Below are 18802 nucleotides of genomic sequence, written 5' to 3' on the forward strand. Positions count from 1 at the left end.
GGCGGGCACCGTCCACCCCCGCCAGGCCCGCAGGCCGACGCCTCAGCCGTCCGGGGACACCCCGTGGCCGGCACGTCGGACGGCCAGCGGGAGCACGTACCAGGTGAGCAGGGCCACCAGGGCGGTCAGCGAGCTGCCCACCACCGCCTGCCAGCGGCCGAGAGCGACGTCCAGGATCAGCAGCAGCGCGCCGCAGATCGCCGGGGCCAGCAGCGCGAGGCCGACGATGAGGAGCCGGTCGGCGATGAGCACCAGCGCCGACTTCTGCCGCCGGCGGAACACCAGCCGGTGGACGGACACCGGTGCGATGAAGACCAGGGTCGCCAGCGCCGTGGACACCAGCGTCACCGTGTAGACCGTCAGCTCGAAGTCGTCGAGCTCGCGGAACCGCTGGGTGAAGGCGAGGCTCATCAGGAACGCGAAGAGGATCTGGACGCCGGTGAAGGCAACCCGCAGCTCCTGCAGGAGCTCGGCGAGGTTGCGGTCCAGGACCTGGTCGAGCGTCTCGCCGCGGGACTCCGCGCTGCGGACGGCCAGGACCGGGTCGAACCGCCCGCCGGAGGCGGGTGCCTGCCGGTCGACGGGCGGCCGCCGCCTCATGGCCGCCGACCTCGCGCCGTCCTGCGCAAGCCTGCCGGGAGGCCGACCGCTCGGCACCTGGGTGTGCGGACCCGGTGCGCCGCCCGGCCGGTCGGAGTGGTCACGTCCGGGAGTGTCGCAGTTCCCGGCCGTGCACGGTCAGCGCGTGGACCAGGACCGGGCCCGCTGCCTGGAGCACGGTCCACCGTGCCGCGGCGGGCGGGTCGACGCGTCACCCGGGGAGGGTGAGGCGCCGCGGTCCCGGACGGTCGGGCGGCGCATGCGGCGAGTGGTCCCGGGGTAGACGAGGCCCGACGTCGCGACGTCGGGTGGTCACGCTCAGCCCGGGAGCGGCAGGCCGCCGACGCACGACGCGGAGGAGTGTGGCTCGTGGCTGGATGCCCGGCCGATGCCCGTGCCGCTGCGGTGGCCGACGCGCTGGCGCCCTGCCCGTGGCGGGAGTTCACCGATCGGATGCTCGCCCGACGGGTCGTGGCGGCGGTGGACCGGCACGACCTCACCGTGTTCGTCGCCGGGGAGCCCGGTGCCGACGTCGGCGACTTCGGGCCGGTGGACCCGGCGGATCCCGGTGACGGCCGCGTCGAGGCGGTGGTGCGGGCCCTGGACCAGCGCCGGTGGCGCGGATCCTCCCTCGACCGGTTGTGCGCCGAGCTGGTGGCCTCCCTCGAGTCGTGGCAGACCGCGCGGGACTCCTTCGACGAAGAGGACCTGCGCCGGCTGCTCGAGGGCCGGTAGTCCCGCCGCCCGGGAGCCCTGCTGCCGGGCCATGGCCGTCCGCACCCCGCTCGCGCTGTCGTCGACGGGGTCCGGCGTTCGTGGTCGTCTGCTCCGCCCGGCCGGTGGCCGGTGCCCCGCGGGGCGCGGGGCAGGAGGCCAGCGAGGCCGCCCGGGTCGCGATCACCGACCTCCCGGCGCTCGCCGTCCTCTCGCCGGTCGACGGCTGGCTCGCCCGCGCCCTGTCCGCCGACGGCGGACCGCAGCCCTCCTGACCCGCTCCCTGGAGCCCGAGCACGCCGCCGGCCGGGGCGGGTGACCAGGTGCGGCCTGAGCGGACGCTGTGACACCGGAGGCGTCCATCGGCGCGTCGGCGGCGTGCCGGTCCCGACCGTGCGGCAACCCGCTGACAGCGGGGCGGCGTCGGGCCAGCATGGGTGCGGTTCGCCACGGGGGATGTGCCCGGCTGAGCAGATGGCGGGGGTGGGGTCCATGACGGACCTGACGACGGCACGCGGCTCCGACCTGCGCGAGCCGGACCCCCTCCCCGGGCTCGCTGCCCCGGACGCCGACCTGCCGGCCGGACCCGCGGTCGCCGTCCGTGAGGGCGTGCCGTTGACCCGCCTGCTCGCCCTGGCCCGGCTCAGCGCACCGCAGGCGCTCGAGCTGGCCGCGGGCCTGCTGGCGGAGGCGGCCGGGCCAGGGGCCCGGGCCCGGCCGGACCGGGCGCTCGTCGGCACCGACGGACGGGTGGTCCTCGACCCGGCCCCGGACGGCGGAGGCAGCGGGAGCCCACCGGCGGGCGGGGTGACCGGCGACGCGCTGGGCACGGTGCTCGCCCAGGTGGCCGGTGCCGCCCGGCTGCGCGGCCGCCCCGCCGACCCGGCCGCCGAGGAGCTGCTGACCGAGCTCGACCGGGCGGCGACGGACCTGCCCGGCGCCGGTGCGTCCGCCGTCGCAGCCCGGCTGCGGGAGACGGCCGCCCGGATCGACCGCGATGTGGTGCGCGGGGAGCTCGCCGCGCTGGTGCGCGCCGTCTGTGACCGGGCCGCCCCGGCGCCGGGCCGGGCAGCGGCAGGGAGCCCGTCGCCCGGGCGCCGCCCGGCCGCCCGCGTCCCGCTGGGGGAGAGCAGGACCACGATGCGGCGCATCGGGGTGTGGCTGTTCTCGGTGGTGGTGCTCGCCGCGGGCGTCGTGGTGGAGGTCGCCCTCGTGCGGGACGACATCGCCGCCGACATCGAGCTGCTGCTCGACGCCGGGCGCAGCGGGTCGGCGGCTTCCACCGCATCGGAGCGCGACGGCCTGCCGATCGCCCCACCCGCCCCCGCGGCGGCCGGGAGCGTGGCCGCCGTCGACCTGCGGCCGCTGGCGCCGTGCGCGCCGGCCGCGCCCTGCACGCTGCGCCTCCTGGTGCGGCTGGTCCCGGGACCGGACCCGCAGACGGTGACCTGGTCCTACCGGCTCGTCGACCGCTGCACGGGCGCCGCGACCACCGTGCCGGGCGGGACGGTCACCGTGCCGGCCGGCGGGCAGCGGGCGGCCGCCGTCGGGACCGTCGCGCTGCCCGACCAGCCGTCCGTGGCGGTCATCGCCGTCACCAGCTCCCCGGCGACCGCGGCCTCCGCGCCGGTGACGGCCGGCTCGTGCCTGCCCGACCGACCCGACGGAACCGGCTGAGGGGGAACACCATGCCGATGGGCGGAGCGGTGGGGCTGCCTGCGCACGGGGGCCGCAGTCCACGATGGACCCGGCGTCAGCGCCGCAGGCTGCGCGGCGCCGCGTCTGCACCCCTCGGCGCGCCGGCGGACGGGCGACCGGGCCGGCGACGGACCCGGGAACAGCGCCGGAACCGCCGCAGCGCCGCCTTCGACCTGCTCGCCGTCGCCGCCGCGCTGGCCCTGGTCGGCCTCGGCCTGGCGAACCTGTACCTCATCGGCGAGACCGAGCTGGCCGCCCGGCAGGGCGCGATCGCCGCCGCCGGGGTGCTCGCCCTCGCGGTCTTCTGGCGGTTCCGGGTGCAGTACCTCAGCGTCCTGGGCTGGGCCGCCTACGGCGCGGCGGTGCTCTTCCTCGTCGGCGTCCTCACCGTGGGCCTGTCCGCGAACGGCGCGACCCGGTGGTTCGCGATCGGCTCGCTGACCTTCCAGCCCTCGGAGCTGGCCAAGCTCGGGCTGCTGCTGGCGCTGGCCGCCGTGCTCGGCTCGTCCCGCCCGGCGGGGCAGCGGTTCGTGCTGGCGGTGCTGCTCGCCGTCCCGCCGATCGCGCTCACCCTGCTGCAGCCCGACCTCAGCACCACGATGCTGCTGGTCGTCCTGGTCGGGTCGATGCTGGTCATCGGCCGCGTGCCTGCCCGGTTCCTGCTGCCCGTGGCCGCCGCGGTGGTGGTCTCGACACCGCTGTTGATCAGCCTGCTGCGGCCCTACCAGGTGGAGCGGCTGGGCACCTTCCTGGTCGGTGCGCACGAGTCCCCGACCGGCTCCGGCTGGGCGCTGCGGCAGGCGCACATCGCGCTCGGCTCCGGCGGGCTGTTCGGCCGGACCGACGACCCGCAGCGCCTCCTGCGCGCGCAGTACCTGCCCGAGCGGGACACCGACCTGGCGCTGGCCAGCCTGGTCGGGCAGTGGGGACTGGTCGCCGGCGCCGGCGTGGTGCTCGCCGCGATCGTCCTGGTGTGGCGGCTCGCGCTGGCCAGCCGGACGTCCCGGACGCCGCACGGCGCTCTCGTCGCCGGCGGACTCGCGGTCCTGTTCGGGGTCGAGGTCGTCGTCTCGGTCGGGGCCAACCTCGGGCTGCTCCCGCTGGCCGGCGTCCCGTTCCCGCTGCTCAGCAACGGCGGCACGGCCCTGGTGGTGCACCTGGCTGCGATCGGGGTGGTGCTCGGCGTCCGCCGGGACGGCGCCCGCCGGCGGCTGTGGGCGCTGCCGCGCTGGCGCAACCCCCGGCCGCGGCTGGTCCGGCTGACCGCGGTCGCGCTGTCGCTGCTGCTGGTCTCCTTCGGGTTCTACGGGTGGCGGCTGCAGCGGACCGAGGGCGCGGCGCTGGCCGCCGTCGGGGACGAGCAGATGACCCGCTGCGTCCGGCTGCCCGCCGAACGCGGCGCGATCACCGACCGGCACGACCAGCCCCTGGCGGTGAACGCCGCGGACGTCGGCAGCGGGGTGGACCGGGTCTCCGTGGTGCCCGCCCTGCTCACGGCCCGGCCCGCCGACGTCGACCGGCTGGCCGACCTGACCGGCCGGCCCCGCCCGGACGTGCACGCCGAGATCGGGGCGGCGGAGCCCACCACGCTGTCGCTGCCGGTGGCCGAGGTGCCCCGGGTCGTCGGCGACGCGGTCACCGCCGCCGGCATCCCCGGCGTCCTGGTGGCCGCCGAGCCCCGCCGCGCCTATCCCCAGGGCGCACTGCTCGGGCCGGTCCTCGGCTTCGTGGGGGTGGCCACGCCCGAGGACGAGGAGCGCTGGCCCGGGCTGCCGCAGGCCGAGGTCGTCGGCCGGGCCGGTCTGGAGCAGCAGTACGACGCGGTGCTCCGCGGGGTGAACGGGCAGCAGTGCCTGTACGTGGACCCGACCGGCGTGCCGGTCGCGCTCGGCGAGCGGCGGGAGCCCGTGCCCGGCGCCGACCTGCGGCTCTCGATCGACCTGGGCCTGCAGCGCCAGCTGGACACCAGCCTGGCCGCGGCCGTGCGCGCGCAGCCCCGGCCGCAGGGCAAGATCGGTGCCGCCGTCGCGATGGACCCCCGGTCGGGCCAGGTGCTGGCGATCGCCAGCACGCCGTCGTTCGACAACAACGTCTACGGCCCCCCGATCGACGCTGGCGCGCTGCAGGCCGCGGCCGACGCGCCGGGCTCGCCGATGCTCGAGCACGTGACCCAGGCGGTCGCGCCGCCCGGGTCGACCTTCAAGCTCGTGGTGGCGGCCGCCAACCAGGCCCATCGGGTGTGGGCGCCCGACCGGGTGGTCCCCACCGGGGCCGAGTTCAGCTACGGCGGCCACGTCTTCGGCAACTGGAAGCCGATGGGCCCGATGGACCTGGTGCAGTCCCTCGCCATCTCCAACGACGTCTACTTCTACAAGCTCGCCGTCGCGCTCGGGGCCGACGCGATGATCGACACGGCCCGGGCGCTGGGGGTGGGGGAGCGGACCGGGATCGACCTGCCGGGCGAGTCCGCCGGCTACCTGGGCACCCCGGAGTCGGTGGCGGAGAAGGGCGGCGCCTGGTACGGCGGGTCCACCGTCATCCTGGGCATCGGGCAGGGCGAGCTGCAGGTGACGCCGCTGCAGAACGCCCGGTGGACCGCCGCCGTCAGCACCGGGAACCTGGTCACCCCGCGGCTGGGCATGGCGATCGGGACCGACGCCGCGACGTACACCGCGCTGCCGGCGCCGGTCCCGACGCCCGTGCCCTTCGCCGCTGAGCTGGGGCCGGTCCGCGAGGGGATGCGGGCCACGGTCACCGGCGGCACCGCCGTCCGCCTCGCCGGCCTGCCCGCTGCGGTGGGGGCGAAGACGGGCACCGCGCAGGACGGCGGCCTGCGCGACGACGAGTACGACAACTGGATGACCGCCGCGTCGCCGATGGAGGCCCCGGAGATCGTGATGACGGCGATGGTGCAGGGGCCGGGCACCGGCGGGAACAGCGCGTCGGCGGTCGTGGCCGACGGCCTGCGGCACTACCTCGACCACCAGCCGGACGTCGTCGCCACCGGTCCGGTGCAGGCGCCCTGAGGGGTCGTCCCGCTCCTCGCCGGCTCCCTCAGCTGCGGCCGTAGGCGGCCAGCAGCCGGCGGTTGCGCAGCGCCCGGGAGGCGCCCTCGGCCACACAGGTCAGCGGCTCCTCGGCGAGCTTCACCGGCAGGCCCAGGCTCCGCTCCAGCTCGGCGGCGAAGCCGGGCACCTGCGAGGACCCGCCGAACATCAGCACGCCCTCGGCCATCACGTCGGCGATGGCCTGCGGTGCGAGGTCGTCCAGGCACCCGGACAGCGTCCGCACGATGTCGTCGGTGACCGGTCGCACGGCCTCGGCCACCTCGGCCGGCTGCACCGTGGCCAGCCGCGGCCGTCCGGTGGCGGTGTCCCGGCCCTGGACGACGAGCGGGCCGTCCAGCTCGGTCCCCGCCCGGATCTTGAGGGCCTCGGCCTCCAGTTCGCCGACGTGCAGCTGGTGCTGCTCGCGGACGTGGCGGGCCACGGCCTGCGTCATCTCGTCGCCGGCGAGCTTGCTGGTCCGGTGGGCGAGGACCCCGCCGAAGCAGAAGGCCGCCGTCTCGGCCGTGCCGCCCCCGACGTCCACGACCATGTGCACCCGCCGTTCCAGCGGGTCGAGGCCGCAGCCGACCGCGCCCGCGATCGACTCGTCGAGGGCGGTCACCGGGCGGATGCCGGCCTCCTCCGCGGCTTCCAGCAGCGCGCGGTGCTCCAGCGCGGTGGAGCCGACCGGGACCCCGATCACGGCGCGGACGCCGGGACTCCAGCCTCGGCGTCCGGCCTTGTGCAGGACCGAGCGCAGGTAGGTCCGGGCGGTCTCCAGGTCGGTGACCACGCCGTCCTCCAGCGGCCGGACCGCCGACAGCCCGGCCGGCGCGCGACCGAGCAGGTCGGCCGCCTCGTGCCCGACGGCCAGCACCCGTTCCCGCCGGGACCGCCCTGCGCGCAGCAGCATCACGGTCGGTTCGTCGTAGAGGATGCCGCGGCGGCCGGAGCTGACGACCGTGTTGGCGGTACCGAGGTCGATGCCGAGTTCCACGCGCGGGCCCCCTGACCGAAGAGTGCCGCTCAGTCTGGGGGTGTGCCGGGCGTCCGGTCTACGGGTCGGGCCGTCTCGGTTCGCGCAGCGGCCCGTCGCTCGGCGCGTCCCGTGGTGCCGGGCGGCATCCCGCAGGCAGCGGGCCGAACCCCTCGACGGACTACTGCCGTTATCCCCAACACGGCGCCCGGCCACGGCCCGCCGTCCCCGGCACTGCGCATCGGGGTCGACGGGTCCGGGGGCGCCCTGCGGGCGCGGCGAGGAGAGGAGGGCTCCACCAGCCGGCCGGTGTCGGACCGCGTGCGGTCCGGTTGGGTGTCAGGTGGCCCGGCCGCCGCGCCCGGGAGATGCTGGGCGCAGCCGCTGTGACGGCTCCGGACAGTCACCGAGGTCAGGCCCCGCCGGTCGAGCAGCCGGCTCGTGGGGTCGCCGGTCAGCTCGGGGCCGCAGGCAGCTGACCCGTGGTGCTCAGGTCGTCGGCGATGTCACGCAGTTTGCGGTTGGTGAGCGACGAGGTGCGCACCAGCACCCCGAACGCCTGGTCCGCGGTCAGCTTGTACCGCTCCATCAGGATGCCCTTGGCCTGGCCGATCACGTCACGGTGCGCCATGCCGCCGCGCAGGTTCTCCTCGTGCTCCGCGCCGGCCAGCGCCACGGCGGCATGGCCGGCGAACATCAGGCCGATGTCGTGGGACTCGCCGTCGAAGGCGTTCCGCTGCCGGCTGTAGAGGTTCAGGGCGCCGAGCTTGTCGCCCTCGACGAACAGCTGGAAGCACAGCATGCTGCCGACCCCCAGCGCCGAGGCCTCCCGCGCGAAGGCCGGCCAGCGCTCCTCGGCGGCCACGTCGTCGACCTGGACGACGCTGCTCTCCCAGACCGCATCGAGGCAGGGGCCCTGGCGTAGCTCGCCCTGCAGCGTGTCGACGGCCCGAGGCAGGTCCCCGGTCCAGGCGCGGGGCTCGACCTGCTCGCGGGCGACCACGTAGCTGATGCCGCACTCGTCGGCGCCGGGGATGGTCGCGGCCGCCACCACGGCGATGGTCCGCAGGGTCGCCTCGACGTCGCCGTGCTCCTGCTGGAGCTGGCGCGCCACCTGGCTCATCACCTCACCGAGGCCGGCTCGCTCCTCAGTACCTGCGTCGGGGAGCTGCTGGGCCGTCACGAGTGCCAAGCTACTCATGTCGTGGCCTGGGCAACTGGCACGGCATCTTCCTCACCTGGCCTGTTTACGTCGTAAACAGATCGCGTACGTTCCTCGGCCATGGACCTGGACGAGCTCGCGCGGCTGACCTCGGAGTTCGCGGAGGCAGCCGACGAGCTGAACGACGCGGTCCGGAGGAACGGCCAGGACCGGCCGGGGGTGGCCCTCCTGCTCGGGGAGGGGACCGGGGTGTTGCGGGCCCGGGTCGAGCGGGTCCTCCGGCTGCAGGAGGAGGTCGTCGCGCTGCTGGGCCCCGCGCTCGACGGGCCGGCCCCGGATCGGTAGGGGGCACCGGGCGCGCGGTCAGCCGGGGGACCGCGGCGTGACGGGCAGCTGGTCGACCCGGCCCTTCTCGACGACCAGCGCCGAGCCCGCCGGCACCTCGCGCCAGACCCCGGGCAGCGCCACGAGCGGCTCGGAGACCACCGACCGGGACTCCGGGGAGGAGTACCGGCTGCCGCCGCCACCGACTCGACGAACCCGGCCAGCTGCGCCAACCCGCCGATCGGGTCCTCGAGCAGCCGCAGGTGATCGCCAGGTGGAACATCACCTCCGAGTCCGTCGTCCCCTCGATGGAGCTGACAGGTCGGGGCGCACCGCGAGCACGGGGTCCCGGCGCAGCCGGCCGTACTCGGCGATGTAGCCGTTGTGCACGACAGCCAGCGGGCACCGGGAGCAGCGCCCGTCCGGGGCCGGTGAAGCGTCCCCGGTCCTTCCCGCCTCACCTCCACCGGGTGAGGCCGCACCCGGCAGGGCCGCTCCACGATGGCTGCGGGCGACGACGGCACGTCGACGCGGCCCGGCGGAAGGACGACCCCATGGTGTGGGTGCTGGTGTGCCTGCTCGGCCTCGGTCTGGAGACCTGCCTGATCATCGCCCTCGGGCGCCGGGTGACCCGCCGGTACGAGACGACGGTCGACGAGCAAGGGACCCAGCCGCTCTGGACGGTCGGCCCGCGGGACCCCTCGGCTCCGCAGCGGGCGGTCTGACGGCAGGGCTGTCGGGGTCCGCGGGCGGCTGTCTATGGTGCGCGTCACAGCTGTCGACACCCCGTCGACCTGCCGGGCGACGTCCGGCCCGACGACGGACCCGCCGCGCGGGCGCCACGAGGAGACACCGATGGACGCAACGGCGGCTTACCGCGCCAGCCGGGACCAGCTGCTGGCGCTGCGCGGGGACCACGCCCGCGCCGTGGCCGAGTTCGCCTGGCCCGAGGTCGGTGACCGGTTCAACTGGGCGGTCGACTGGTTCGACGCCATCGCCCGCGGCAACGACCGCCCGGCCCTGGTCGTCGTGGAGGAGGACGGGTCGTCGGTCGAGCGCAGCTTCGCCGAGATGTCGCGCGCCTCGGACCGGCTGGCCGCGTGGCTGGCCGAGCGCGGCGTCGGCACCGGCCACCGGGTCCTGCTGATGCTCGGCAACCAGGTCGAGCTGTGGGAGTCGATGCTGGCGATCATGAAGCTCGGCGCGGTGGTCATGCCGACCACGACGGCGGTCGGCCCGACCGACCTCACCGACCGGATCAGCCGCAGCGGGGCGCGGCACGTCATCTGCAACGCCGCCGACACCGCGAAGTTCGCCTCGGTGCCGGGGGACTACACCCGGATCAGTGTCGGGGAGGCCGCGGGCTGGGCGGACCTGGCCGACGCCGCCGCGCTCGACCCCGGGCCGGCGCCGCACCCGGGTACCGCGCCGGGTGACCCGCTGCTGTGGTACTTCACCTCGGGCACCACCTCCCGCCCCAAGCTGGTGGAGCACACCCAGGTGTCCTACCCGGTGGGGCACCTGAGCACGATGTACTGGCTGGGGCTGCAGCCCGGGGACGTGCACCTGGCCATCTCCTCGCCGGGCTGGGCCAAGCACGCCTGGTCGTGCTTCTTCGCCCCGTGGATCGCCGAGGCCACCGTCTTCGTCTACAACTACGCCCGCTTCGACGCCGGGAAGCTGCTCGGGCGGCTGGCCGAGCACGGCGTCACCTCCTTCTGCGCCCCGCCGACCGTCTGGCGGATGCTCATCACCACCGACCTCAGCGGTGGACCCGGTGCCCTGCGCGAGGTGCTGGGTGCGGGGGAGCCGCTCAACCCCGAGGTGATCGCCCAGGTGCAACGGCACTGGGGGCTCACCATCCGGGACGGGTACGGCCAGACCGAGACCACCGCGCAGATCGCCAACACACCCGGGTCGCCGGTCCTGCCCGGCTCGATGGGCCGGCCGCTGCCCGGCGTCCCGGTGGTCCTGGTCGACCCGGTCACCGGCGCCCGGGTCGAGGGGCCCGGGGAGGGCGAGATCTGCCTGGACCTGTCCCGGTCGCCGCTGCCGCTGATGACCGGCTACCGCGGGGACCCGGAGCGCAACGCCGAGGCGATGGCCGGCGGGTACTACCACACCGGCGACGTCGCCGGTGTCGACGCGGACGGGTACGTGACCTACATCGGCCGGACCGACGACGTCTTCAAGGCCTCGGACTACAAGATCAGCCCCTTCGAGCTCGAGTCGGTCCTCATCGAGCACCCGGCCGTCGCGGAGGCCGCGGTGGTGCCGGCCCCGGACGCCATCCGGCTGGCCGTGCCGAAGGCGTACATCACGCTGGCCCCCGGGCACGAGCCGACCCGGGAGACCGCGGTGTCGATCCTCCGGTACGCCCGCGAGCACCTCGCGCCCTTCCAGCGGGTGCGCCGGATCGAGTTCGCCGAGCTGCCCAAGACCATCTCCGGGAAGATCCGCCGGGTCGAGCTCCGCGGCCGGGAGGAGGCGCTGGCCGGCGCCGCCGACACCGGGCCGGCGGAGTGGCGGGACGACGACCTCCCCGAGATCAGGAGCTGACCGGACCCGCAGCGACCCGTGCGGCGAGGAGCGACGGTCAGGCCGGCCGGCGCCGGCGGTGCAGCAAGCCGTCGAGGTGCTCGGTGACCGCCGCCTCGTCGGCGCGGGTGGACAGCCAGCCGAGGTAGCCGTCAGGCCGGATCAGCGCCAGGCCGCAGTCGCCGATGCCGTACCGACGGGCCACCGCCCCGTCCACGTCGACCAGCGCGTCCGCGGGTGCACCGGCTGCGGCACGGACCACGGGCACGACCGTGCCGAGCGCTCCCAGGGCGCTCCGGAGCCGGTCCAGCGCCGAGGGATCGGCGGCGGTGCTGAGCAGCAGGTGGCCGGGGCGGCAGAGCAGGTCCCCGATCCAGGCCTCGGCGCCGTCGACCGTCCTCAGCCCGGCGACGTCGGGGCCGTGGTCCCCGGGCCGCACGTGCCGACCGTGGGCCGCGCCGCCCACCACCGGGCTGTCCCGGTAGGCGATGGCCGTCTCGGTCAGGGCGGTCATCAGCCGGTCGGTCACCGCCGGCAGGTGCCCGAGCACGGACAGGGCGACCGCGCGCAGCGTCGCAGCCGGTCCCTCGAGGGTCATGGCCTCGGTCATCGCGTTCGTCTGCCGCACCACCGCGGCGCCCACCGGGTGCCGCTCGGCGTGGTAGCTGTCCAGCAGCGCCGCCCCGGCCCGGCCGGTGCTCACCAGCGCCAGCTTCCAGGCCAGGTTGACGGCGTCCTGGATGCCGGTGTTCATGCCCTGGCCGCCCGCGGGGCTGTGCACGTGCGCGGCGTCCCCGGCGAGGAGGACGCGACCGTGGCGGTACTGCGGGACCTGCCCGTGGTGCACCTCGTAGTAGAGCAGCCAGTTCGGGTCACCGACCTGCCACTGCCCACCCATCCGCTCGTCGACCAGCCGCTGTGCCTGCTCCACGGTGGGGACGGCACCCGGTCCGGGGTCGTCCACCTCGAACATCAGCCGGGTGCGGCCCCCGGGCATCGGGAACACCGCACCGATCCCGTCCGGGTGGACGAACATGCGGATGGTGTCCGTCGAGCGCCCGGTGCGGGCGGCCACGTCGGCGAACAGGAAGTGCTGCCCCTCGAACACGCCCTCGATCCGGGTGCCGACCGCTGCCCGGACCGCGCTGTGGCCACCGTCGGCGCCCACCACCCAGCCGTAGCGGTGCCGGGCGGTCCCGGTCGGGGCGGTGAGGGTGACGGTGACCCCGTCGTCGTCCTGCTCGAGACCGTCGAGGGTGGTGCTGCGCTCGACGACGACGCCCAGGTCGGCGGCCAACCGGGTGAGGACGGCCTCGGTCTGCGGCTGGGCCAGGTCCAGGGGTCGGGGGAACCGGGAGTCCACGTGCTCGGTGATGAGGTGCACCCGACGGGTGGGTGTCCGCCCGGTGTAGAGCTCGATCGCGGTCTGCGCCAGGCCTTGCCGGACGACCACGTCCAGCACGCCCATCGCGGCCAGGTGTTCCTGCGTCCGCGGGTGGATGATCACGGCACGCGACTGGGTGGTCGGCTCGGGGAGGGTGTCGACGAGCCGCACGCGGGCGCCCTGGCGGACCAGCTCGCAGGCCGCGGTCAGGCCCACCGGCCCGGCCCCCACGACGAGCACGGTGCCGCTGTGGTCGCGGAGGGCGGTGTCGGGCGGGGCGGGTCCGTCGACGATCACCGGGCGCCTCCGGGAGTCGCGGCCAGGGGAGGGGAGCTGCGACGTGCCCCGGGAGCGAAGCACCGCTGCCGGACGGCGGTCAAGGCCCCGGTGCCCGGCACGCGCAGGCGGTCAGGGCAGGACGTCGTCCGGCAGCGCGACGACCCGGGCGGCCAACTCTGCGAGGAGTCCCACGGCGCGCCGAGTGCGAACCAGCCGTCCGGGTCCATCCCGGGAGCGTCGAGCAGCGGGGACGCGCCCGCACGGGCCACCCGGCGGTCGCCCCGGACCTGCGGTGGTCTACTGCTCGCCCGGGGAGGCGAGCACGGAGGTGGGATCGACGGTGACGGGGACGGACGCGCCGGGCCGCGCCCGGTTCCCGCGGTCGGTGTTCGGCGTGGGCGACGAGCCGGACCCCCGGTTCAGCCTGGCCAACGAGCGCACGTTCCTGGCCTGGATCCGGACCTCGCTGGCCCTGTCCGCGGCGGGCGTCGCGCTGGAGGCGCTCGACGTGCCGGTGGCCGGGGGCCTGCGGCTGGCCTGCGCCGTGCTGCTCGTCTGCCTGGGTGCGCTGGCCCCGGTGCAGGCGTGGTGGGGCTGGGCGGCGACCGAGCGGGCGATGCGCTGCCACCGGCCGCTGCCCTCGCCGCTGCTCAGCCCGCTGATCGCGGTCGGCACGCTGCTCGCCGGGGTGCTGCTGCTGCTCGGACTGCTGCTGCGGTGACCGGCGCGCCGGACCGGGTGTTCGACGACGGCCTGCAGGCCGAGCGCACCGCGCTGGCCTGGCGGCGCACGTCGCTGGCCCTCGCGGTGGCCGCGGCCGGTGCCGGGCGGCTCGCCGCCCCTGCGCTCGGCGTGCTGGCCCTCGCCCTCGCCGGGCTCGGCCTGGTCCAGGCGGTCGCGGTCGGCTGGGGAGCGGCCCGCAGGTACCGGGCCGTGCGCCGCGCGCTGACCTCGCACGGTGACCTGTCGACGCTGCGCGCCGGGGGGCTGCCGATGGCCGCCCTCGCCGTCAGCGGGGCGGTCACCGGCCTGCTGGCGCTGGCCTTCGTCGTCCTCGACCCGCACAGCTGACGTCGGGGACGCCCGCAGTCAGCCGCGGCCGGCGGCCGGCACGTCGACCGTCGTGGTCACCAGCACGGCCTCGCGCACCGGCGCGCGCAGGTGCGCCAGGAAGTCCGGGGCGCAGCACAGCAGCAGCGTCCGCCCGTCCACGCCGCCGAGGGCGCAGGCGAACACCCCCAGGCCGTCGGGCGCGGACACCTGGGCCACGACCTCCCCACCGGGAGCCACCCGGACGACCCGGCCGCCGACGGCGTCGGCGGCCCAGACGTGCCCCTCGGCGTCCCCGGCGCAGCCGTCGGGTGCCAGCACCAGCTGGCCGAGGACCTCGTCCAGGGTGCCGCCGGAGGGCGCCGGCCCGAACTCCGCCCAGGTCCGCCGGTTCGACAGCGCGCCGTCGGGGGCCAGGTCGAAGGCGGTGTACCGGTTGCCCAGCGTCTCCCCGACCAGCAAGGTGCCGCCGTCGGCGGTGACGACCATGCCGTTGGGGAACAGCAGGTCCTCGGCGACCACGGTCACCGTGCCGTCGGGGTCGACGCGGGTCAGGTTGCCCGGGCGGGGTGCGCCGCCGGCCATCAGGTCGAAGCCGAAGTCACCGGCGAACACGTGCCCGGCGCCGTCGACCACCAGGTCGTTGAGCAGCCCGCCGCAGTACGGCGACAGGTCGGCGTAGGTCGTCGTCGCCTCGCCGTCCCACCGGAGCAGCCGCTGGTCGGTCATCGACACCACCACCAGGGAACCGTCCGCCAGCCAGCCCAGGCCGGACGGCTGGGTGGGGACCTCCAGCACGACGGTCTCCTCGCCGGCGGGGGACACCCGGCTCACCGTGCCGCGGTAGAAGTCCGACACCCACCAGCTGCCGTCGTGCCAGCGCGGGCCCTCGAAGAACGAGCCACCGGTGAGGAGTGTGGTGAGCGTCATGGGCGGAGGGTAGGGCGTGCGTGACCGACGGCACCGCGACAGGCGATACTCAGCCCCGAGCCAGCTGACCTGCATGCAACGACGCGTGACATCAGAGGTGCTGAGATGACCGTTGCCCGACGTCCCGTCCCGGCCGCGCGCCGGGGTGCCCGTTGACCGACCCGCCGCCCGCCGCCGCGCGGGTGCCGGACGCGGACACCGTCGTCCCGGTCTTCTTCCTGTCCGACAGCACCGGGATCAGCGCGGAGACGATGGGCAACGCGCTGCTCATCCAGTTCCCCGACGTGCACTTCGAGCGCACCCTGATCCCCTTCATCTCCTCCGTCGAGGAGGCCCGCGAGGTCGTCGCCCAGATCGACGAGGTGATGGCCGGCCCGGTCACCCCGCTGGTGTTCACCACCGCCGCCGTCGACGAGGTCCGTGAGGAGCTGCTGAAGACCACGGCCCCGATCATCGACTTCTTCGGCATCCACATGGACCGGGTGGAGGAGCAGCTCGGGGCCCGGGGGCTGCGCGAGGCCCGGCGGCTGCACGGGGTCGGCGACGTCCGGCGCTACAACAGCCGGATGGCGGCCATCGAGTTCGCCATCGAGCACGACGACGGGCTGAGCCCGCGCGGGCTGGACCGGGCCGACGTCGTCCTGCTGGCGCCGTCCCGGTGCGGGAAGACGCCGACGGCGATGTACCTGGCCCTGCAGCACGGCCTGTTCGTGGCCAACTACCCCCTCGTCGACGAGGACCTGGAGACCACCGACCTGCCCCGCCCGGTGAAGGACCTGCGCGACCGCTGCTTCGGGCTGACCACCACGGTGGCCCGGCTCAGCCGGGTCCGGCAGGAACGCCGCCCGGACTCGCGCTACGCCTCCGAGGAGCAGTGCCGGTTCGAGCTCCGCCGGGCGACGGCGATGTACGACCGGCACTCCCTGCCCACGGTGGACACCTCGGCGGCCTCCGTCGAGGAGATCGCCGCCGTGGTGATCCAGACCCTGGCCCGGCAGCGCCGCAGCTCCGGCGACCGCCCCCAGTCCGGCCATGACCTCCCGCGAGGAAGGACACCCCGTTGATGAGCACCGACACCGCACCCGAGGCACCGGCCGGGCAGACCCCCGACGACGCCGACAACGTCCGCTGGTTCGCCGAGCTGGGGCTGGCCGACCTGGAGGTGGTCGGCGGGAAGAACTCCTCCCTGGGGGAGATGATCTCGAACCTGGCCGATGCCGGGGTCAGCGTCCCCGACGGATTCGCCACCACGGCCGCGGCCTACCAGCGGTTCCTCGGCGACACCGGGCTGGCCGACCGGATCAACGCCCAGCTCCGCGAGCTGGACACCGACGACGTCCGGGCGCTGGTCGCGGCCGGCCGGCAGATCCGCCGCGAGGTCGTCGAGCAGCCCTTCCCGCCGGCCCTGGAGGCGGACATCCGGGCCGCCTACGACCGGCTGGTCGGCGACGACGCGGAGGCCTCCTTCGCGGTCCGCTCCAGCGCCACCGCCGAGGACCTCCCGGACGCCTCGTTCGCCGGGCAGCAGGAGACGTTCCTCAACGTGCGCGGCATCGACGCGGTGCTGCAGGCGGTCCGCGAGGTCTACGCCTCGCTCTACAACGACCGGGCCATCGCCTACCGGGTGCACCACGGCTTCGACCACGAGGCGGTGTCGCTGTCGGCGGGCGTGCAGCGGATGGTGCGCTCGGACGTCGGGGCGTCCGGCGTCATGTTCACCATGGACACCGAGTCCGGCTTCCGCGACGCCGTCTTCATCACCTCCGCCTACGGCCTGGGCGAGGGCGTCGTGCAGGGGGCGGTCAATCCCGACGAGTTCTACGTCTACAAGCCCGCGCTGGCCGCCGGGCGCCCGGCGATCCTCAAGCGCGGGGTGGGGGAGAAGGCCACCAAGATGGTCTACACCGCCGACACCGAGGTCGGCCGGACCACCGAGTTCGTCGAGGTCGACCCGGCCGAGCGCCGGCTGCTGTCCCTCACCGACGACGAGGTCACCGAGCTCGCCCGGCAGGCGGTGCGGATCGAGGAGCACTACGGCCGGCCGATGGACATCGAGTGGGGCAAGGACGGGCTGACGGGTGAGCTGATGATCCTGCAGGCCCGCCCGGAGACCGTGCAGTCCCGGTCCGGGAACACCTCCACGCGCTACCGGCTCACCGGCGGTGGGGACGTCGTGGTCGAGGGGCGGGCGATCGGGCAGAAGATCGGTGCCGGCGCGGTGCGGGTGCTCTCCGACATCGAGGAGATGGACAGCTTCACCCCCGGCGACGTGCTCGTCGCGGACATGACCGACCCGGACTGGGAACCGATCATGAAGCGGGCCTCGGCGATCGTCACCAACCGGGGCGGGCGGACCTGCCACGCGGCGATCATCGCCCGCGAGCTCGGCATCCCGGCCGTCGTCGGCACCGGCGACGCCACCCGCCGGCTCACCGACGGCGACCCGGTCACCGTCTCCTGCGCGGAGGGCGACACCGGCCTGGTCTACGCCGGTGAGGTCGGCTTCGAGGTGGAGGAGACCCGGCTGGACGCCATGCCGGAGATCCCCACCAAGATCATGATGAACGTCGGGACGCCGGAGCAGGCCTTCGCGTTCTCCCGGCTGCCGCACGCCGGCGTCGGGCTGGCCCGGCTGGAGTTCATCATCAACCGGCAGATCGGCATCCACCCGCGGGCACTGCTGGAGCTGGACACCCTCGACGCGCCGCTGCAGGCCCGGATCGAGGAGCGGATCGTCGCCTACCCCTCGGCGCGGGACTTCTTCGTGCAGCGCGTCGCCGAGGGCATCTCGATGATCGCCGCGGCCTTCGCGCCCGAGCCGGTGATCGTGCGGATGAGCGACTTCAAGTCCAACGAGTACGCCAACCTGCTCGGCGGGGAGCGCTACGAGCCGCACGAGGAGAACCCGATGCTGGGCTACCGCGGGGCCTCCCGGTACCTGTCGGCCGACTTCGCCGAGTGCTTCGCGATGGAGTGCGCGGCGCTGCGCTACGTCCGGGACGAGATGGGGCTGACCAACGTCAAGATCATGATCCCGTTCGTCCGGACCGTGGCCGAGATCGAGGGCGTGGTGGAGCTGCTGGCCAGCCACGGGCTGCGGCGCGGGGAGAACGACCTGTCGGTGGTGATGATGTGCGAGCTGCCCTCCAACGCGCTGCGGGCGCACGCCTTCCTCGACCACGTCGACGGGTTCTCCATCGGCTCCAACGACATGACCCAGCTGGTGCTGGGCCTGGACCGCGACTCCAGCCTGGTCGCCGGCGGCTTCGACGAGCGGGACCCCGCGGTGCTCGCCGTGCTGGAGATGGCCATCAAGGCCTGCCTGGAGCGCGGCAAGTACGTGGGCATCTGTGGGCAGGGCCCCAGCGACCACCCCGACCTGGCCGAGTGGCTGGTCGCGCAGGGGATCGAGTCGATGTCGCTGAACCCCGACACCGTCGTGGACACCTGGCAGCACCTGGCCCGGACCGCCCGTGCCACCTGACGTCGGGCCCACCGGCCGGCCGGCGCAGCCCGGGCCGGCCCGCACCTCCGCACCCCGCCCCGAGGAGCTGGACGACGAGCGCCGGGCCCTCTGGACGCTGATCGCCGACGGCCCCCGGCGGGCGCAGGCCCGGGTGCCGCTGGTCGACGACGAGGGGCGGCTGCTCGGCCCGTTCGGGCTGATGCTGCTGTCCCCGCGGATCGGCACCGCGGTGCAGTCCGTGGGCGCGGCGCTGAGGTTCGACGAGGACCTGCCGGCCCGGCTGCGCGAACTGGCCGTGCTCACGGTCGCCGCGGCCGTCGGCTCGGAGTTCGAGTGGACGGCGCACGAGGCGGCCGCGCTGGAGGCCGGTGCCGAGCCGGCCCAGCTGCAGGACCTCCTGGACGGCCGGCCGCCGGCCGGGCTCACCTCCCCCGAGCAGGTGGGGCTGCAGGTCGTGCGGGCACTGCTCGCCCGGCACACCCTCGACGACCCGCTGTTCGCGCAGGCCTCCGACGTCCTCGGCACCCCGGGCCTGGCGGCGCTGGTCTGGCTGGTCGGCTACTACGAGATGCTGGCCACCGCACTCGCCACCTTCCGGCCGGGGCCGGCCGCCGGCTGACCGGAGGCCGCTCCC

General features: G+C 75.3%; 18 protein-coding genes. 12 read left to right on the forward strand and 6 right to left on the reverse strand.

Features of this window, described 5'->3' with window-relative positions; genetic code table 11:
* Positions 1–42: 42 nt before the first annotated feature.
* Entirely contained in the window at positions 43–600 is a 558-nt protein-coding gene (locus FHL79_RS18270; protein ID WP_138760006.1) for a DUF6328 family protein, read from the reverse strand.
* Positions 601–969: 369 nt separating this feature from the next.
* Between FHL79_RS18270 and FHL79_RS18275 the strand changes: the two genes are divergently transcribed.
* From FHL79_RS18275 to FHL79_RS18285, 4 genes are all read left to right on the forward strand, one after another.
* The gene (locus FHL79_RS18275) at positions 970–1335 is read left to right on the forward strand and encodes a hypothetical protein (protein ID WP_138760007.1); all 366 of its coding nucleotides are present in this window, start codon (positions 970–972) and stop codon (positions 1333–1335) included.
* 80 nt (positions 1336–1415) lie between these two features.
* Positions 1416–1589 (forward strand): hypothetical protein, encoded by a 174-nt coding sequence (locus FHL79_RS25180; RefSeq protein WP_171058229.1) that lies wholly within the window; start codon positions 1416–1418, stop codon positions 1587–1589.
* 217 nt (positions 1590–1806) lie between these two features.
* Positions 1807–2991: a hypothetical protein gene (locus tag FHL79_RS18280; protein WP_138760008.1), complete on the forward strand. Its 1185-nt coding sequence runs from the start codon at positions 1807–1809 to the stop codon at positions 2989–2991.
* A gap of 17 nt (positions 2992–3008) precedes the next feature.
* A complete protein-coding gene (locus FHL79_RS18285; RefSeq protein ID WP_138760009.1) occupies positions 3009–6038 on the forward strand; it encodes an FtsW/RodA/SpoVE family cell cycle protein in 3030 nt (1009 codons plus the stop codon).
* Between the two features lie 28 nt (positions 6039–6066).
* Here FHL79_RS18285 and FHL79_RS18290 read toward each other — a convergent pair whose 3' ends face one another.
* Together FHL79_RS18290 and FHL79_RS18295 are read right to left on the reverse strand one after the other, a co-directional pair.
* Positions 6067–7056 carry a rod shape-determining protein gene (locus tag FHL79_RS18290; RefSeq protein WP_138760010.1) on the reverse strand — a complete coding sequence of 330 codons (990 nt, stop codon included), beginning with the start codon at positions 7054–7056 and terminating at the stop codon, positions 6067–6069.
* 433 nt (positions 7057–7489) lie between these two features.
* A complete protein-coding gene (locus FHL79_RS18295; protein WP_246080949.1) occupies positions 7490–8218 on the reverse strand; it encodes a GAF and ANTAR domain-containing protein in 729 nt (242 codons plus the stop codon).
* A 99-nt stretch (positions 8219–8317) separates the two neighbouring features.
* On the opposite strand from FHL79_RS18295, the gene FHL79_RS18300 reads away from it, so the two are divergent.
* Complete coding sequence (locus FHL79_RS18300; protein WP_138760012.1) at positions 8318–8542, forward strand: hypothetical protein; 225 nt, start codon at positions 8318–8320, stop codon at positions 8540–8542.
* 18 nt (positions 8543–8560) lie between these two features.
* Here the strand turns inward: FHL79_RS18300 and FHL79_RS26210 are convergent, their stop codons facing one another.
* Positions 8561–8683 (reverse strand): hypothetical protein, encoded by a 123-nt coding sequence (locus FHL79_RS26210; RefSeq protein WP_281283882.1) that lies wholly within the window; start codon positions 8681–8683, stop codon positions 8561–8563.
* A gap of 392 nt (positions 8684–9075) precedes the next feature.
* On the opposite strand from FHL79_RS26210, the gene FHL79_RS25185 reads away from it, so the two are divergent.
* Together FHL79_RS25185 and FHL79_RS18310 are read left to right on the forward strand one after the other, a co-directional pair.
* Complete coding sequence (locus FHL79_RS25185; RefSeq protein WP_171058230.1) at positions 9076–9246, forward strand: hypothetical protein; 171 nt, start codon at positions 9076–9078, stop codon at positions 9244–9246.
* A 130-nt stretch (positions 9247–9376) separates the two neighbouring features.
* Positions 9377–11080 carry an AMP-binding protein gene (locus FHL79_RS18310; protein ID WP_138760013.1) on the forward strand — a complete coding sequence of 568 codons (1704 nt, stop codon included), beginning with the start codon at positions 9377–9379 and terminating at the stop codon, positions 11078–11080.
* A gap of 37 nt (positions 11081–11117) precedes the next feature.
* Here the strand turns inward: FHL79_RS18310 and FHL79_RS18315 are convergent, their stop codons facing one another.
* Positions 11118–12740 (reverse strand): FAD-dependent monooxygenase, encoded by a 1623-nt coding sequence (locus FHL79_RS18315; RefSeq protein WP_171058231.1) that lies wholly within the window; start codon positions 12738–12740, stop codon positions 11118–11120.
* Positions 12741–13062: 322 nt separating this feature from the next.
* On the opposite strand from FHL79_RS18315, the gene FHL79_RS18320 reads away from it, so the two are divergent.
* Both FHL79_RS18320 and FHL79_RS18325 read left to right on the forward strand, forming a co-directional pair.
* Positions 13063–13443, forward strand: coding sequence for a YidH family protein (locus FHL79_RS18320; RefSeq protein WP_138760015.1), 381 nt, complete (start codon positions 13063–13065; stop codon positions 13441–13443).
* Entirely contained in the window at positions 13440–13793 is a 354-nt protein-coding gene (locus FHL79_RS18325) for a DUF202 domain-containing protein (protein WP_171058232.1), read from the forward strand. The genes FHL79_RS18320 and FHL79_RS18325 overlap by 4 nt, the downstream gene beginning before the upstream one ends.
* An 18-nt stretch (positions 13794–13811) precedes the next feature.
* Here FHL79_RS18325 and FHL79_RS18330 read toward each other — a convergent pair whose 3' ends face one another.
* Positions 13812–14702: an SMP-30/gluconolactonase/LRE family protein gene (locus tag FHL79_RS18330; RefSeq protein WP_138760017.1), complete on the reverse strand. Its 891-nt coding sequence runs from the start codon at positions 14700–14702 to the stop codon at positions 13812–13814.
* A gap of 152 nt (positions 14703–14854) precedes the next feature.
* On the opposite strand from FHL79_RS18330, the gene FHL79_RS18335 reads away from it, so the two are divergent.
* The 3 genes from FHL79_RS18335 to FHL79_RS18345 are packed head-to-tail and all read left to right on the forward strand — an operon-like array spanning position 14855 to position 18787.
* Positions 14855–15766 carry a pyruvate, water dikinase regulatory protein gene (locus FHL79_RS18335; RefSeq protein WP_138760018.1) on the forward strand — a complete coding sequence of 304 codons (912 nt, stop codon included), beginning with the start codon at positions 14855–14857 and terminating at the stop codon, positions 15764–15766.
* Complete coding sequence (ppsA, locus tag FHL79_RS18340) at positions 15766–18186, forward strand: phosphoenolpyruvate synthase (protein WP_138760019.1); 2421 nt, start codon at positions 15766–15768, stop codon at positions 18184–18186. The genes FHL79_RS18335 and ppsA overlap by 1 nt, the downstream gene beginning before the upstream one ends.
* On the forward strand, positions 18176–18787 hold the full coding sequence (locus tag FHL79_RS18345; RefSeq protein WP_138760020.1) for a carboxymuconolactone decarboxylase family protein: 612 nt from the start codon (positions 18176–18178) through the stop codon (positions 18785–18787). The genes ppsA and FHL79_RS18345 overlap by 11 nt, the downstream gene beginning before the upstream one ends.
* The last annotated feature ends 15 nt before the right edge of the window (positions 18788–18802 follow it).

Source organism: Modestobacter altitudinis (genome assembly GCF_005930475.1).
Classification (GTDB): Bacteria; Actinomycetota; Actinomycetes; order Mycobacteriales; family Geodermatophilaceae; genus Modestobacter; species Modestobacter altitudinis.

Bases quoted from the DNA above. Each gene is read 5' to 3' on its own strand.
- FHL79_RS18270 (WP_138760006.1), bottom strand. From the start codon at position 600: ATGAGGCGGCGGCCGCCCGTCGACCGGCAGGCACCCGCCTCCGGCGGG.
- FHL79_RS18300 (WP_138760012.1), top strand. From the start codon at position 8,318: ATGGACCTGGACGAGCTCGCGCGGCTGACCTCGGAGTTCGCGGAGGCA.
- FHL79_RS18280 (WP_138760008.1), top strand. From the start codon at position 1,807: ATGACGGACCTGACGACGGCACGCGGCTCCGACCTGCGCGAGCCGGAC.
- FHL79_RS25185 (WP_171058230.1), top strand. From the start codon at position 9,076: ATGGTGTGGGTGCTGGTGTGCCTGCTCGGCCTCGGTCTGGAGACCTGC.
- FHL79_RS18285 (WP_138760009.1), top strand. From the start codon at position 3,009: ATGGGCGGAGCGGTGGGGCTGCCTGCGCACGGGGGCCGCAGTCCACGA.
- FHL79_RS18310 (WP_138760013.1), top strand. From the start codon at position 9,377: ATGGACGCAACGGCGGCTTACCGCGCCAGCCGGGACCAGCTGCTGGCG.
- ppsA (WP_138760019.1), top strand. From the start codon at position 15,766: ATGAGCACCGACACCGCACCCGAGGCACCGGCCGGGCAGACCCCCGAC.
- FHL79_RS18330 (WP_138760017.1), bottom strand. From the start codon at position 14,702: ATGACGCTCACCACACTCCTCACCGGTGGCTCGTTCTTCGAGGGCCCG.